Annotated in this window: 13 protein-coding genes and 1 other RNA gene; 6 read left to right on the top strand and 8 right to left on the bottom strand. The window is 63.9% G+C overall.

Going from position 1 to position 14,835, the window contains the following annotated elements; all coding sequences use genetic code 11:
• Positions 1-9: 9 nt before the first annotated feature.
• The gene (galE, locus tag G522_RS0113945) at positions 10-1,002 is read right to left on the bottom strand and encodes a UDP-glucose 4-epimerase GalE (protein ID WP_026791577.1); all 993 of its coding nucleotides are present in this window, start codon (positions 1,000-1,002) and stop codon (positions 10-12) included.
• A gap of 275 nt (positions 1,003-1,277) precedes the next feature.
• Between galE and G522_RS0113940 the strand changes: the two genes are divergently transcribed.
• Entirely contained in the window at positions 1,278-2,342 is a 1,065-nt protein-coding gene (locus G522_RS0113940) for a response regulator (protein ID WP_026791576.1), read from the top strand.
• A 7-nt stretch (positions 2,343-2,349) separates the two neighbouring features.
• On the opposite strand, the gene rnk is transcribed toward G522_RS0113940, so the two are convergent.
• The 5 genes from rnk to ffs form a co-directional block, all read right to left on the bottom strand.
• Positions 2,350-2,763, bottom strand: coding sequence for a nucleoside diphosphate kinase regulator (gene rnk, locus G522_RS0113935; protein ID WP_026791575.1), 414 nt, complete (start codon positions 2,761-2,763; stop codon positions 2,350-2,352).
• Positions 2,764-3,142: 379 nt separating this feature from the next.
• The gene (gene recR, locus G522_RS0113930) at positions 3,143-3,748 is read right to left on the bottom strand and encodes a recombination mediator RecR (RefSeq protein WP_026791574.1); all 606 of its coding nucleotides are present in this window, start codon (positions 3,746-3,748) and stop codon (positions 3,143-3,145) included.
• A 72-nt stretch (positions 3,749-3,820) separates the two neighbouring features.
• Entirely contained in the window at positions 3,821-4,147 is a 327-nt protein-coding gene (locus G522_RS0113925) for a YbaB/EbfC family nucleoid-associated protein (RefSeq protein ID WP_026791573.1), read from the bottom strand.
• Positions 4,148-4,257: 110 nt separating this feature from the next.
• The gene (locus G522_RS26845) at positions 4,258-6,054 is read right to left on the bottom strand and encodes a DNA polymerase III subunit gamma/tau (RefSeq protein WP_051228618.1); all 1,797 of its coding nucleotides are present in this window, start codon (positions 6,052-6,054) and stop codon (positions 4,258-4,260) included.
• A 24-nt stretch (positions 6,055-6,078) separates the two neighbouring features.
• Positions 6,079-6,175, bottom strand: an RNA gene (gene ffs / locus G522_RS29605) — signal recognition particle sRNA small type.
• Between the two features lie 197 nt (positions 6,176-6,372).
• Between ffs and G522_RS0113915 the strand changes: the two genes are divergently transcribed.
• The 4 genes from G522_RS0113915 to G522_RS0113900 are packed head-to-tail and all read left to right on the top strand — an operon-like array spanning position 6,373 to position 12,124.
• Positions 6,373-8,211 carry an extracellular solute-binding protein gene (locus G522_RS0113915; protein WP_245586659.1) on the top strand — a complete coding sequence of 613 codons (1,839 nt, stop codon included), beginning with the start codon at positions 6,373-6,375 and terminating at the stop codon, positions 8,209-8,211.
• Positions 8,212-8,238: 27 nt separating this feature from the next.
• Complete coding sequence (locus G522_RS0113910; protein ID WP_026791571.1) at positions 8,239-9,348, top strand: microcin C ABC transporter permease YejB; 1,110 nt, start codon at positions 8,239-8,241, stop codon at positions 9,346-9,348.
• A 5-nt stretch (positions 9,349-9,353) separates the two neighbouring features.
• Positions 9,354-10,475, top strand: a complete 1,122-nt coding sequence (locus G522_RS0113905) for an ABC transporter permease (protein ID WP_036839286.1) — start codon at positions 9,354-9,356, stop codon at positions 10,473-10,475.
• Between the two features lie 8 nt (positions 10,476-10,483).
• A complete protein-coding gene (locus G522_RS0113900) occupies positions 10,484-12,124 on the top strand; it encodes an ABC transporter ATP-binding protein (RefSeq protein WP_026791569.1) in 1,641 nt (546 codons plus the stop codon).
• Here the strand turns inward: G522_RS0113900 and G522_RS26840 are convergent.
• Positions 12,121-12,573: a DUF1284 domain-containing protein gene (locus G522_RS26840; RefSeq protein ID WP_036839279.1), complete on the bottom strand. Its 453-nt coding sequence runs from the start codon at positions 12,571-12,573 to the stop codon at positions 12,121-12,123. The genes G522_RS0113900 and G522_RS26840 overlap by 4 nt on opposite strands.
• A gap of 8 nt (positions 12,574-12,581) precedes the next feature.
• Positions 12,582-13,130, bottom strand: a complete 549-nt coding sequence (locus tag G522_RS0113890) for a GcrA family cell cycle regulator (RefSeq protein WP_026791568.1) — start codon at positions 13,128-13,130, stop codon at positions 12,582-12,584.
• Between the two features lie 479 nt (positions 13,131-13,609).
• On the opposite strand from G522_RS0113890, the gene G522_RS0113885 reads away from it, so the two are divergent.
• Positions 13,610-14,833 (top strand): aspartate aminotransferase family protein, encoded by a 1,224-nt coding sequence (locus tag G522_RS0113885; protein ID WP_026791567.1) that lies wholly within the window; start codon positions 13,610-13,612, stop codon positions 14,831-14,833.
• The last annotated feature ends 2 nt before the right edge of the window (positions 14,834-14,835 follow it).

The following is a 14,835-nucleotide window of genomic DNA, read 5'->3' as shown; positions in this document are numbered from 1 at the left end:
GTGTTCCGTTTAGCGCTGGACGTTACGGCCGGCCAGCGATTTCTCCCAGGCCAGCGCGTGGCCGACGATGGTGTCGAGGTCGTCGAGCTTCGGCTGCCAGCCGGTGATCGAGCGCAGGCGGCTCGAATCGGCGACCAGCGACGGCGGATCGCCGGCGCGGCGCGGCGCCATGCGGACCGGGAAATTGACGCCGGAGACGCGTTTCACCGCATCGATTACTTCCAGCACCGAGAAGCCGTGGCCGTAGCCGGCGTTGGCCACAAAGGTATCGCCGCCCTCCATCAGGTGCTTCAGGGCCAGCACATGCGCCTCGATGAGGTCGGAGACATGGATATAGTCTCTGAGGCAGGTACCGTCGGGGGTCGGATAGTCGGTGCCGAACACATCCATGCCGTCCCGCTGGCCGAGGGCGGCCTGAGCGGCGATCTTGATGAGGTGGGTGGCGCGCTTGCTCGACTGGCCCGTGCGCCCCTTCGGATCGGCACCGGCGACGTTGAAATAGCGCAGCGCCGCATAGCGGAAGCCGTAGGCATAGGCGCTGTCGCGCAACATGATCTCGGTCATCCACTTGGACGAGCCGTAGGGCGATACCGGCCCGAGCGGCACCTTCTCGTCGATGAGATCGACGCCCGGTTCGCCGTAGACGGCGGCCGTCGAGGAGAACAGGAAGGCCTTGACCTTGCCGCGCACCGCCGCCGCGATCAGCGAGCGCGATTTCACCGTGTTGTTCTCGTAATAGGAGAGCGGGTCGGTCACCGAATCCGGAACCACGATCGATCCGGCGAAATGGGCAATGGCGGTGATGCCGTGATCGGCGATCAGCCTATCGACCAGCTCACCGTCGCCGATATCGCCAACGACCAGTGTCGCCGCGCCCGGAATGACCGCGTCATAGCCGGTCGAGAGGTTGTCGAGTACGACAACGCTCTCGCCGCGGTCGACAAGGGCATGCACCATATGGCTGCCAATATAGCCGGCGCCACCGGTCACCAGAATAGACATGGAAAACTCCTCGGATCCTGCGGGCGCCCTTGCCAGGGCGCCAGAAGCGAGACTTCTCTATCGCCCGTTTGGCGTCGCTTTTCCAGTGGGAGGATACCCTGAGGCGGAATTGTCCGTCCGCTGCCGGCGGGGTCGAAATTCATGTGCACATTCTCAGCCGACAGGGGAAATTAACCGCTCGTTAACTACTTTTTTCGCAGTTTCCTGCATATTTTCAATGTCCGCGGTGAAGATGCGATTCGATAGCCGGGGCCGGAGAGGGAAGAGGATCGTTCATGGCTCGACTGTCGGGGCCGTTCATTCCAGCCATCGAGGACGCGGCGGCGCGACGCCTTCGTCTCGTCGACGCGTCGGATACCGGCGCGGCGCGGCGGGCGATTACCGTTCTCCATATCGGCGACACGCCAGATGATACCTTCCTCATTGGTCGGCTCGTTGGCGCGCTACCCAGCTTTGCTGCCACCTTCGTGGCTGCCGGAACGCGCGAAGCGGCTCTGTCGGCGCTGTCGCGTCAGCCCTGCGATGTCGTGCTCTGCGAATTCTGGATGGCCGGCTGCACCACGATGGCGCTGATCGACGAGATCAAGGCGGTTGCCGACGTGCCGGTGATTCTCACCTCGGCGCTCGATAATGACGACATCGAGCTGATCGGCCGCCGGGCTGGCGCCGACGGTCTGCTCACCAAGAGCGACCTTGCGGTGGCGACGCTCGACCGAGTCTTTTCGACGCTGTTGCCGCGTCGTGCGGCGCCGCGTCGTGACGCAGCGTCGATGCTGAGAGCCCTAATGGCCAATCTCTATGCTGCCGGCTTGGCTCTGCGCCCCGAGCGGGGCGATGACCAACAACCCGATCAGGCTGTCCGGCGCGCAGCGCTTGCCCGCTCGATCGCCGACCTTGAGGCGGCAAGCCGGTTTGGTGCCGGTGTCCAGCGCTTCGATGCCATTCCCTTCTTCGTCGACGCGGTCAAGAAGCAGGATCTCAGGGCTGAAGCGGGAGGCGCCGTCAATTTTCTCGTTCCGTCGCTGCCGCTACCTATCGAAACCAGCCCGACGCTCTATGCCGACCTCGTCGAGGGCTTCCTCGCGGAAGCCGGTGACGCAGCGGCGGCGGGTGGCAGGGCAACCGTTTCGCTCAAAGCGGTGACCGGTCGCCTTGTTGCGACGGTGCGCCTGTTGGGCGGAGAGGCCGTCGCAACGGATGCAGAAACGCGAGCGGCGGCGGCCGAGCGGCGCCTGCTGATCGAAGGCCTGGCCCGGGCCTGCGGCGGAACCGTGGCCTTTTCAGCGAAAGGCGGGCACGTTCTCGACGTGCCACTGCGCCTTTCCCGCCAGTCGGACTGATCCTCCGTCAGGCATCGACCGAATCGGCAATCACCTCCAGGACATGGAGGTGATGCGGCCGTTCGTCATTGCCAATCCAGTCGATGCTTTGGCCTGCGGTGAGGCCGATCAACGCAGCGCCAACCGGCGTCAGCACGGAGACGCGGCCCTGTTCGATGTCGGCTTCGCCCGGATAGACCAGCCGAACGGTGCGCGGGGCCGCATGATCCAGGCTGAAACGCACGACGGCGCCCATGCGAACCGTACCCGGCGCCAGGCGATCGTCGGCGACGACGCGCGCCCGCTCGAGTTCGGCGGCCAGTTGGTCGGCGGTTGGGGAATCACGGTCGGCGAAGGCCTCAGCGAGATTGGCGAGACGCTCGTGGTCCGAACGGGCGAGCGTGATGGCCGGCAAGCGGCGCCGGCGTGTGGTACTGGTCATGATCATATCCTTGAAAGATAGAGAACCCGCGATCAGGCGGGGCTGATTGTCGAAAAAGAGGGATTAGGGTGTCGCGCAGCGCTGGCGGCTTGCAAAAAATCCGCGTCAGAGCCTCACGGCCTGCGCGCGACGATGCGGGACCGTGAGATCAGTATCCCGTGAGGGGATAGATCCTGCAAAGCATTCGGAGATGGTTGGTCCGCGGTTCCATGTCCGGAAAGATCGGTATTTGGCTCACCAAAGTCAAGCAGGCCCTGTAACCCCTACCTCGATCGCCGGCAGGCCTTTGGGTCCTGCTCGGCTTCTGCCTTCTTCCGGCTGCGAGAGACTCGCTTCGCGCAATGCCGCACGAGCCGATAACGCGGCTTCAAGTCGCTCCCTAGAACGGCGTCCGCGAACGGATGGCCGCCGTGAGGGTGCCCTCGTCGAGATAATCCAGCTCTCCGCCCACCGGCACGCCGTGAGCGAGGCGCGTCACCTTGACGCCAAGACCATCGAGACGGTCGGTGACATAGTGAGCTGTCGTCTGTCCGTCGACGGTGGCGTTGACGGCGAGAATCACTTCCTTGACGACCGGATCGGCGGCCCGTTCGACAAGACCGGCGATGTCGAGATCGTCAGGCCCAATACCGGAGAGGGGCGACAGCACGCCACCGAGCACGTGGTAGCGGGCGTTGACGGCGCCGGCTCGCTCCAGCGCCCAGAGGTCGGCCACGTCCTCCACCACGACGATCACCGAAGCGTCACGCGTCGGATCGGTGCAAACGGTGCAAGGGTCGGCGGTGTCGACGTTGCCGCAAACCGAACAGACGCGCACGTGGTCATGGACGGTCCGCATGGCATCGGTAAGGGGGGCGAGCAACTGGTCGCGCCGCTTCACCAGTTGCAAGGCCGCGCGGCGGGCCGAACGCGGTCCGAGACCGGGCAGACGGGCGAGAAGCTGAATCAGCCGCTCGATTTCCGGTCCTGTCACGCGTCGGGCCAAGATGATCTCCGCTCCATGCACGTCTACGGAAAGCTCAGGCTTTCCGAAAATGTCCGTGCGCCAAGAAACAGCTCAGAAGGGCAACTTGAAGCCGGGCGGCAGCGGCAGCTTGCCGGTGACCGCCTGCATGCGCTCGGCGACAACCGCATCGACGTGAGCCTTTGCGTCGGCGAAGGCCGCAATGATCAGGTCCTCGACGATCTCGGCGTCTTCAGGCTTCAAGAGCGAGGGATCGATGCGCAGGCTCTTCATCTCGCCCTTGCCGGTGACCGTAACCGTGACGAGACCGCCGCCGGAGGTTCCCGTCGCCTCGGCCTTGGCGATCTCCTCCTGCGCCTCGGCCATGCGGGCCTGAAGCTGCTGTGCTTCCTTCATCATCTTGCCGATGTCGCCGAACATGGATTTCCTCCTGGTGGATGCCAGAGCGCCTGCCGAGGATGAACCATCAGATCGGCAAGCGAATACTCTGCCGGCAGATGGCCGTTTCGAACGCCCTTGTCAACGGTGGCTCAATCGTCGAAGTCGCCCAGACCAGGGTCGGGCATTTCGTCCAAGAAGCCTTCAGTCCAGTCGCCGGTATCCTCGAACGTGGCTTCGCCGGCAGCCGGACCGGCAGGCAACTGCTCCGGCTCGTCGCCAAACTTGACGTCAACGATCTCGGCACCGGGAAACAGACGGAAGATGGCGGCCACGACGGGATCGGCCAAGGCGTCATCGACGGCCTCGCGCCGACGCACTTCGCGCGTTTCGGCGATCGTCGGCCGTCCTTCTTCCCGCGAGATGGCGACGATCCAGCGGCGACCCGTCCAACCGGACAGTTTGCGGCCGATTTCGCCGGCGAGGCTGGGATTGGCGCCCTCGACAGGCGAAAACTCGATGCGGCCATCCTCGAAGCGCACGAGCCGGACATGCCGCTCCAGTGCAAACTTAAGCCCGATGTCGCGGTTGCTCTCGGCAAGAGCCACCACTGCCTCGAAGCTGTCGAGGCGTGGGCCGGCCGCGGCCTCCGGCTCGGCACGGCGAGCCACCGCTCCGGCAAACCCATTGGCGGCACGGGCGCGCGGCCCATCGCCGCCGCCAGAGGGACCACCCGTGACCGGCGGCGTCAGCCCCGGAAAGGTGCCGTCCTTCAGCATTCTGAGCGCTTCATCAGGCGTCGGCAAATCGGCGGCATAGGCGAGGCGGACCAGAACCATTTCGGCGGCCGGCAGCGGGCGCGGTGCCGATTGAACCTCCTGGATGCCCTTGAGCAACAACTGCCAGGCACGGGAAAGCACGCGCACCGAGAGTTTCTCGGCAAAGTCGCGGCCGCGTGTCCGCTCGGCTTCGGTGAGCGACAGATCGTTCGCGCCATCCGGCAAATGCTTGAGGCGGGTCACCAAGTGCACAAAGGCGGCGAGATCGGATAGCACCGCCACCGGATCGGCGCCGGTGTCATATTGGTCGGCGAGAATGGCCAGCGCGCCGGCGACGTCGCCTTTCATCACCGCCTCGAACAGGTCAACGACGCGAACACGGTCGGCGAGGCCGAGCATGCCGCGCACCGCGTCGGCCGACACATGGCCACCGCCGTGGGCGATCGCCTGATCGAGAATGGTGAGACTGTCGCGCACCGATCCTTCGGCGGCGCGGGCAATCAGCGCCACGGCTTCGGGATCGGCGGTGACCTTCTCCGAGGCGATGATGCGGTCAAGATGGGCGGCGAGCTCGCCGGTCGGCACGCGGCGCAGGTCGAAGCGCTGGCAGCGCGACAACACCGTGATCGGCACCTTGCGGATCTCGGTGGTGGCGAAAACGAACTTCACATGCTCGGGCGGCTCTTCCAGCGTCTTCAGGAGCGCGTTGAAGGCCTGCGTCGACAGCATATGCACTTCGTCGATGATGTAGACCTTGTAGCGGGCCGACACCGGCTTGTAGCGCGCCGCCTCGATGATGTCGCGCACATCGTCGACGCCGGTATGCGAGGCGGCGTCCATTTCGATGACATCGACATGCCGGCCTTCCATGATGGCGCGGCAATGAGTGCCCTCGCGATCCATGTGGACGGTAGGGCGGTCGATCTCGCCGGGAATCTCATAATTGAGAGCGCGGGCAAGGATACGGGCAGTGGTGGTCTTGCCGACGCCGCGCACGCCGGTCAGCATCCAGCCCTGGGCGATGCGGCCGGTGTCAAAGGCGTTCTCGAGCGTGCGCACCATGGCGCCGTGGCCGATCAGGTCGGCAAAGCTCTGCGGACGATACTTGCGGGCAAGGACCCGATAGGGCGAGGCGGCCGTCTGATCGGCGGGCGTCAGAGTGTCCGGCATGCTCGCAACCTGGGAAAACGGAGGGTGGGAGGCCGACGAGTGACCCGAGCCGAGGCTCGTTGGGGCTGCTTCCTTCCGGACCTGACCCGGTTGGCGAGTGGTTCGTCCACTGCCAACCTCCCGCGCCACATATCGCGGTGTTGCGGGCAAAATGCAAGAGGCGGTTTTTCCTACCGAGCCCTCAGAGAGGCTCCAGAAGGCCGTATTCGCGTGAAACCATTGCCTTCGCGCCACAATGATGAAAATTTCGGAAGGAAAACCAATGTGCGGGGACGTTCGATGATTCGACCCATGGTCCAAAGCCTTCCGAGCCGACTCATGATCACCGCCCTTGCCGTCCTTCTGCCGCTTCTGGCCGGCGCGCCGGCGCGTGCCGAGGAGCCGGAATGGCGGATGGCAACGGCGCTCGGCGGCGAACCGCGCTATCCAGCCGGATTTACCCATTTCGATTACGTCAATCCAGATGCTCCCAAAGGCGGCGAAGCCCGCTTCGGCGTCGAGGGTACTTTCGACAGCACCAACGTCTTCCTTGGTACCAAGGGCACACCGGCGGCGGCCGTGGCGCCTACCTATGAGACGCTGTTCACCCCTTCGCTGGACGAGGTCAACATATCCGCTGCCTATCCGCAGCTGGCCGAGGCCGTGCGTTATCCGAGCGATTTCGCCTGGGCCGAGTTCCGGCTGAATTCAGCCGCTCGCTGGCAGGACGGCGAACCGGTGACGGTGGACGACGTCGTCTGGTCCTTCGACACGCTGAAGGAAATCTATCCGCTTTTCAGCAGCTACTATAGCCATGTGGTCAAGGCGGAGCCTGCCGGCGAGCGCGTCATCCGCTTTACCTTCGACGCGCCCGGCAACCGGGAACTACCGAGCATTCTCGGTCAGCTCTATGTGCTGCCGAAACACTGGTGGCAGGGCACAGACGCTTCTGGAAAGCCACGCAACATTCGCGAGACGACGCTAGAGCCGCCGCTCGGTTCCGGTCCCTACAAGGTAACGGCGGTGGATCCCGGTCGGCGGGTGAGCCTTGTCCGCGATCCGAACTACTGGGGCGCGAAGCTGCCGGTCTCCATCGGCACCAACAACTTCGATCGGCTGACTTACGACTATTATCTCGATCCCACCGTCATGATGGAGGCCTTCAAGGCCGACAAATACGACTTCCGGGCCGAGCGCTCTGCCAAGATGTGGGCGACCGGCTATGACTTCCCGGCCAAGACGGAAGGCAAGGTGGTGACCATGACCTTCCCGCGCAACGCCTCGGGCGTCATGCAGGCGCTGATCCCCAACCTTCGCCTGCCGAAATATCAGGATGCCCGTATCAGGCGGGCACTCAATCTCGCCTTCGACTATGAGACGCTGAAGCGGACGGTCTTCTTCGATCTTTACGACCGCATCGACAGCTATTTCTTCGGCACCGAGCTGGCGGCCAAGGGCTTGCCCGGTCCCGACGAGCTCGCCCTTCTGGAGCCACTCAAGGACAAACTGCCCCCGGCCGTGTTCACCACGCCCTATGCCAATCCGCAGGGAGGCACTTCGGAGGCGGTGCGCGACAATCTGCGTCAGGCCGTCGCCCTGTTTGCCGAGGCAGGGTGGACCATTCAGAATGGCAAGATGCGTAACGCCAAAGGCGAGCCATTCCGCATCGAATACCTCACCTATAGCCAGCTCGATGAGCGCTACATCGCTCCCTATGCCAAATCGCTCGCGCGCATCGGTATCGATCTCGATTATCGCCTCGTTGACGACGCGCAGTATCAGAACCGGGTGCGGAGCTTCGATTTCGACATGACCGTCGATGTCTGGGGCGAGACACTGTCGCCAGGCAATGAGCAGCGCGAGTTCTGGGGATCGAAGGCGGCTGACCGACCTGGGTCGCGCAATACGGCCGGCATCAAGGATGCTGCCGTCGATGCTCTGATCGACAAGGTCATCTATGCGGGAGACCGGGCCGCACTCGTCACCGCGACGCATGCGCTCGATCGGGCGCTGCTGGCAGGCAACTATCTCATTCCCCTGTTCTATTCGAAGGACAGCTTCTACGCTTACTGGAACCGCTTCGGCCATCCGGCGACACTGCCAAAATATTCGGTCGGCTTCCCCGATATCTGGTGGTACGACGCAACAGGTGCGGCAGCCGCCGGCCTTTCCCGCTGACCGCGTCGAGACGAGGGCTTCCGGTTCATGGCAGGTTACATCCTTCGCCGCCTCCTCCTGATGATCCCGACACTCATCGGCATCATGGCCATCAATTTCGCCGTGGTGCAGTTCGCGCCCGGCGGGCCGGTGGAGAAGGTACTTGCCAAGCTGCAGGGCACCGACATCGGCGCCACCGATCGCTTCACCGGCGCGGGGGCTGACGTCGGGCGGCAGGCGGCGCCCGATCAAATGGGCGGCGAAGCCGTGACCTCCAAATATCGTGGCGCCCAGGGCCTCGACCCGGAGTTCATCAAGAAGCTCGAGAAGGAGTTCGGCTTCGACAAGCCGCCGCTCGAGCGCTTCGGGCTGATGCTGTGGAATTATGCCCGCTTCGATTTCGGGCAGAGCTATTTCCGCTCGATATCGGTGATCGACCTGATCAAGGAAAAGCTACCGGTTTCGATCTCGCTCGGCCTGTGGATGACGCTGCTCTCCTACGGCATCTCCATTCCGCTCGGTATCGCCAAGGCGGTGCGCGACGGTTCGCGCTTCGATGTCTGGACATCCTTCGTCATTGCCGTCGGCTATGCCGTGCCGAGCTTCCTGTTCGGCATCCTGTTGATCGTGCTGTTTGCCGGCGGTTCCTTCTGGTCGATCTTCCCACTGCGCGGTCTGACGTCCGACGGCTGGGCGGCCATGAGCTGGCCCGAGCGCATCGCCGACTATCTCTGGCATATGGCCCTGCCGCTGCTTGCCATGGCGACGCATGCCTTCGCGACCACGACGCTGCTCGTCAAAAACTCGTTCCTCGACGAAATCCGCAAGCAATATGTCCTGACGGCTCGCATGAAGGGGCTTTCCGAGCGCAAGGTGCTCTACGGGCATGTGTTCCGGAATGCGATGCTGATCGTCATTGCCGGCTTCCCAGGCGCCTTCATCGCCTCCTTCTTCGCCGGGTCGCTGTTGATCGAAACCATCTTCTCGCTCGACGGCCTGGGGCTCCTGTCCTTCGAATCGGTGATCAACCGCGACTATGCCGTGGTATTTGCCACCCTCTATGTCTTCTCGCTGATGGGCCTCGTCATCAACATCCTCTCCGACCTCACCTACATGTGGATCGATCCCCGGATCGATTTCGAGAGCCGGGAGGTTTGACGACTATGGCCGTCCTTCCCGCTGCAAAGCGCCCCTTCCTGTCGCCTGTCAATCGCCGCCGCTGGCAGAACTTCAAAGCCAACCGGCGTGGTTGGTGGTCGTTCTGGATCTTCGTGGTGCTGTTCGTGGCGACGCTTCTCTCCAATGTCATCGCCAATGACCGGCCGCTTGTCGTCTCCTACAAGGGCGAGCTTCTATTCCCGGTGCTGGTCGATTATCCGGAAGAGAAGTTCGGCGGCTTCCTGGCCGTTACCAACTACCGCGACCCCTATAACCGCGACGAAATCGAGAACAACGGCTGGATGATCTGGCCGCCGATCCGCTATTCCTTCGACACGCCGAACACCGAAGCGCCGACGCCAGCGCCCTCGCCGCCCGCCTTCCTGCTGACACCGGCCGAGCGTTGCGCCGCTTACGCCGAGGGGGTGAACGACAAGGACTGCGTTTTCGGCAACATGAACTGGCTCGGCACCGACGACCAGGGGCGCGACGTCGTCGCCCGAGCGCTTTACGGTTTCCGCATTTCAGTGCTGTTTGGCCTGACGCTTGCCATTGTCTCGTCCTTCGTCGGCGTCATCATCGGCGCCGTGCAGGGTTACTACGGCGGGTTGACCGACCTCTTGATGCAGCGCTTCATCGAGATCTGGAACGCCGTTCCGACGCTCTATCTTCTGATCATCGTCTCCTCGGTGATCGCGCCGTCCTTCCTGGTGCTGCTCCTTATCCTCCTGGCCTTTTCGTGGACGCATCTCGTCGGCGTGGTGCGCGCCGAGTTCCTGAGGGCCCGCAACTTCGAATTCGTGCGGGCGGCGCGGGCGCTCGGCGTCGGTAACCTCACCATCATGCGGCGGCATCTCCTGCCCAATGCCATGGTGGCGACGCTGACCTTCCTGCCCTTCATTCTCAACGGCTCGATCACCACGCTGACATCGCTCGACTATCTCGGCTTTGGCCTGCCGGCCGGCTATCCGTCACTCGGTGAATTGCTCCGGCAGGGCAAGACCAACGTGTTCGCGCCCTGGCTCGGCATCACCGGCTTCATGGTGGTTGCCGTCATGCTGAGCCTATTGATCTTCATCGGCGAGGCGGTGCGCGACGCCTTCGATCCGCGCAAGACATTCCAGTGAGGCCCGCCATGACTGACATCCACGGCGGCCCTCTCCTCTCCGTCCGCAACCTCTCGGTCGCCTTCCGCAGTGAAGGCGGCGAAACGCTTGCCGCTTCAGGCGTTTCCTTCGATCTTGAGAAGGGCTGCACGCTGGCCGTCGTCGGCGAAAGCGGCTCGGGCAAGTCGGTGACTGCCCTATCGGTCGTTCGCCTGCTACCCTATCCAGCGGCCCGCCACCCATCCGGCGAGATCCTGTTCAAGGGCCGCGACCTCCTAAAGATGGACGAGGCGGAGCTCAGGAAGATCCGCGGCGCCGATATCACCATGGTGTTTCAGGAGCCGATGACCTCGCTCAATCCGCTGCATTCGATCGAACGGCAGATCGGCGAGATCCTGAAGCTGCATGGTGCCAGCGGCGAGGCGGCTGTCCGCCGAAAGGTGATCGAGCTTTTGACCGAGGTCGGCATTCCCAATCCGGAAAGCCGGCTTTCGGCCTACCCGCACCAGCTTTCAGGCGGCCAGCGCCAGCGCGTGATGATCGCCATGGCGCTCGCCAATGCACCCGATCTGTTGATCGCCGACGAGCCGACCACCGCCCTCGACGTGACGGTGCAGGCGCAGATCCTGACCTTGCTCAAGGCACTGCAGGCGAAGCACGGCATGGCCATTCTGTTCATCACCCACGACCTCGGCATCGTCGAGCGTTTTGCCGACGACGTGGTGGTGATGACCAAGGGCGAAGTCGTGGAGAGAGGGCCGACGGCTGAAGTCTTCTCCGCACCGAAACATGCCTACACGCGCCATCTCATGGCGGCAGCTCCCAAGGGTGAGCCACCGGTTGCCACACCCGATGCGCCTGTGGTCGTGGAAGCCGAGCACTTGCGTGTGTGGTTCCCGATCAAGGCAGGGTTCCTCCGCCGCACCGTCGGCTACATCAAGGCCGTCGACGGCATTGATCTCAAGCTCCGCGCCGGCCAGACGCTTGGCGTAGTTGGCGAAAGCGGTTCGGGCAAGACGACGCTCGGCCTCGCCCTCTTGCGCCTCATATCCTCGGAAGGGCCGATCGTCGTACTCGGCCGACGTATCGATGGGCTGGATTCCCGCGCCATGCGACCGTTGAGACGCGACGTTCAGGCGGTGTTTCAGGACCCCTATGGCTCGCTTTCGCCGCGCATGACGGTGGCCGACATCGTCGGTGAAGGCCTCGCCGTGCACGAGCCTCGCCTCACCACTGAGGCCCGTGACGCTCGCGTCGTCGAAGCGCTTGTCGAAGTCGGCCTCGACCCGGAGACTCGGCATCGCTATCCGCACGAGTTCTCCGGCGGTCAGCGCCAGCGCATCGCCATCGCGCGCGCCATGGTGCTGAAGCCGAAATTCGTCATGCTCGACGAGCCGACCTCCGCGCTCGACATGAGCGTGCAGGCGCAGGTGGTCGACCTTTTGCGCGACCTGCAGGCAAGGCATGGCCTTGCCTACATGTTCATTTCCCACGACCTCAAGGTGGTCAGGGCGCTTGCCAACGATCTGATCGTCATGAAGGACGGTAAGGTTGTGGAGGCCGGGCCGGCGGCCGCCGTGTTTGCCGCACCGAAAGAGCCTTATACGCGGGCTCTGATGGCGGCAGCTTTCCGCCTGGAGAGCGTCGGTGGCGTAATAGTCGACGCCTAGATCGTTTCGCCGGACGTGCGAAACAGCGTGTCCGGATAGCCGCTGGCGGCAATATCGCGGCAGAGCGGCTGCCACTCGCAGAGAGCACAAGCGGGCTCAAAGGCACCGTTACGGTAGGCGGCCCGTAAGCGCGTACGAAGCGTTTCGTCGAAAACGAGCCGATCACCGATCCCCAGCGTACAGCCGAGCACGCCCGCGACGAGCGAAAGCGCCCGTCGGTCACGCTCCGGAACGGTCGTCTCGTGGCAGTGGGGATTTTGTTCGGCGCGACAGAGGGGCTCGCAGATGTCGTCCGGCCCCTCGACGATCTCAGCCGTCGCGCCAGCAACGAGGCGGGCGACGGTGGCTGTCATACCGGCGACGAAGGCCGGAGAATAACCGAGCCCTTTGTAAGTCAGGAGGCAGAGGAGGTGGTGCCCCCTCAGCCTTACCGCTTCACCGTCGGTCACGACGTTGATCAGCTGGCAGCCTTGCGATCGCGCTCGCGCCGGCGCTCAGCCGACGGCTGATAGGCGATGCGGGCGTGGAAGGCGCAATAGGGGATACCGACATCCGACTTGCGGCCGCAGAAGAAGAAATCCGGCTTGCCCGGATCGCCGACCGGCCATTTGCAGGTGCTCTCGGTCAGCGAAAGGATCGTCACCTTCTCGAACACCGGCGGCTCGATCTCGGCAACGGGCGCCACCGCCATCGCCTCCTCGGCCTGGGAGTCGGCTTTGAGCGCCGTGGCGCCGATGGTGATCGGCCGAGCCGGTGCTGCCGGACGGTTGACCTGCTGGGTTTGGGCCACCGGACGGCTGGCGGTCTTGACGCGCGGCGGCGCGGCAACCGTCGGCCTCACCGGCTGTACCTGCGGCTTCGACCGGCCCGACAATCCAAGCCGGTGCACTTTGCCGATCACCGCGTTACGGGTCACGGCGCCGAGCTCGGCCGCAATCTGGCTGGCGCTCAACCCTTCAGACCAGAGCGTCTTGAGGCGCTCGACGCGTTCGTCGGTCCAGGACATCTTGTCACCCTCTCTTCGCCGCATCATCCGGGGAATCCCTTGGGATACGCCCGGTCCACCTATCGGTCCGGCAACGCAAAACACATGCGATTGTATCGCTGAAGCATCTCACCACGATATCTCGTGGCGACGACATCTAGGCTACAATGGGCGCTCTCACCGGCGCAATGACCACTGAGTCACGCCCTGCGGCGCTTTACGACTTTTCAACAAATATCGTTGCGCTGGCGCGTCGGTTCAACCACCACCCTCTCAAGTGATTCGAAAAGGCGACAAATGCCTGTCCGGCTGCCGCAATTTCGCGCGGCAAGAGCTCAAAAACCTTGACAGTTCCGGCGTTTCCCATGGTATAGACCCGCCTTGCGAGAGGCCGCGCCGCCGAGAAGCCGGGGGCGCGGCTTGCTTTTTTCATTCCGCCGGCCTCGCTCAACCGGCACCGGCACCCGCAGGAAACCCCTATCACTGAAAAGGAAACTGTCATGACCGCCCCCGGTTCCACCTCTCCGCTCTATGCGACATTCTCGCGCGCGGACGTGGCCTTCGAACGAGGCGAAGGGGCCTGGCTCATAGACAGCCGAGGGGAGCGCTGGCTCGATTTCGGATCCGGCATTGCCGTCAATGCTCTTGGCCACGCCCACCCGCATCTCGTTGAGACGCTGAAGGCGCAGGCCGAGAAGGTCTGGCATGTCTCCAACGCCTTCCGCATTCCCGATCAGGAGCGGTTGGCCGAACGCCTCGTCGCCAACACTTTCGCCGACCGCTGCTTCTTCACCAATTCGGGTGCCGAAGCGCTGGAGTGCGCCTTCAAGACGGTACGCCGCTATCACTGGGCGAATGGCCATCCGGAGCGCTTCCGAATCATCACCATGGAAGGCGCCTTCCATGGCCGGACGCTGGCGACCATCGCCGCCGGTGGGCAGGAAAAATATCTCGAGGGTTTCGGACCGAAGGTCGATGGCTTCGACCAGGTGCCGTTCAACGACATCGCAGCCGTCAAGGCGGCAGTGACGGCGGAGACCGCCGGCATCCTGGTCGAGCCAATCCAGGGCGAAGGTGGCGTGCGCGTCATCCCGCCCGAGAGCCTCAGAGCGCTCCGGCAGATCTGCGACGACCACGGCCTGTTGCTGATCTTCGACGAAGTGCAGTGCGGCTATGGCCGGACCGGTCGTTTCTTTGCCTATGAATGGGCCGGCGTCGCGCCGGACGTGATGGCTGTGGCCAAGGGCATCGGCGGTGGTTTCCCGCTCGGCGCCTGCCTTGCCACCGAGGCAGCGGCGGCTGCGATGAAGGCCGGCGTGCACGGTACCACCTATGGCGGCAATCCGCTGGCCATGGCGGTGGGCAACGCCGTTCTCGACGTGATCCTTGCCGACGGCTTCCTGGAGCGGGTACGCGCCGCCAGCCTGCGCTTCAAGCAGTCGCTGGCCAGCATCGTCGATCGCCATCCCGACTTGTTCGAGGAAGTGCGTGGCGAGGGATTGCTCATCGGCCTCAAGTGCAAGCGCCCGGTGGCCGAGATGAACGCGGCTTTTCGCGATCAGCATCTCCTGACCATCGCGGCTGGCGACGGCGTCGTACGCCTTCTGCCGCCGCTGATCGTCAGCGATGACGAGATCCTCGAAGCCGTGAAGCGCATCGATGCTGCCGCCACTGCCCTTTCCGCATCTTCCGCCCCCGGGGCGGCTGCCGCCAAGTCGGCCTGAAC

This window comes from Pleomorphomonas oryzae DSM 16300 (assembly GCF_000422965.1).
GTDB classification, from domain to species: Bacteria; Pseudomonadota; Alphaproteobacteria; order Rhizobiales; family Pleomorphomonadaceae; genus Pleomorphomonas; species Pleomorphomonas oryzae.
Note: the sequence above shows the minus strand (reverse complement) of the source record. Positions and strands in the feature narration are given on the sequence as shown.

Coding starts and splice junctions, on each gene's coding strand:
- galE (WP_026791577.1), bottom strand. CDS start 1,002: ATGTCTATTCTGGTGACCGGTGGCGCCGGCTATATTGGCAGCCATATG.
- G522_RS0113940 (WP_026791576.1), top strand. CDS start 1,278: ATGGCTCGACTGTCGGGGCCGTTCATTCCAGCCATCGAGGACGCGGCG.
- rnk (WP_026791575.1), bottom strand. CDS start 2,763: ATGACCAGTACCACACGCCGGCGCCGCTTGCCGGCCATCACGCTCGCC.
- G522_RS0113925 (WP_026791573.1), bottom strand. CDS start 4,147: ATGTTCGGCGACATCGGCAAGATGATGAAGGAAGCACAGCAGCTTCAG.
- G522_RS26845 (WP_051228618.1), bottom strand. CDS start 6,054: ATGCCGGACACTCTGACGCCCGCCGATCAGACGGCCGCCTCGCCCTAT.
- G522_RS0113915 (WP_245586659.1), top strand. CDS start 6,373: ATGATCACCGCCCTTGCCGTCCTTCTGCCGCTTCTGGCCGGCGCGCCG.
- G522_RS0113910 (WP_026791571.1), top strand. CDS start 8,239: ATGGCAGGTTACATCCTTCGCCGCCTCCTCCTGATGATCCCGACACTC.
- G522_RS0113905 (WP_036839286.1), top strand. CDS start 9,354: ATGGCCGTCCTTCCCGCTGCAAAGCGCCCCTTCCTGTCGCCTGTCAAT.
- G522_RS0113900 (WP_026791569.1), top strand. CDS start 10,484: ATGACTGACATCCACGGCGGCCCTCTCCTCTCCGTCCGCAACCTCTCG.
- G522_RS0113890 (WP_026791568.1), bottom strand. CDS start 13,130: ATGTCCTGGACCGACGAACGCGTCGAGCGCCTCAAGACGCTCTGGTCT.
- G522_RS0113885 (WP_026791567.1), top strand. CDS start 13,610: ATGACCGCCCCCGGTTCCACCTCTCCGCTCTATGCGACATTCTCGCGC.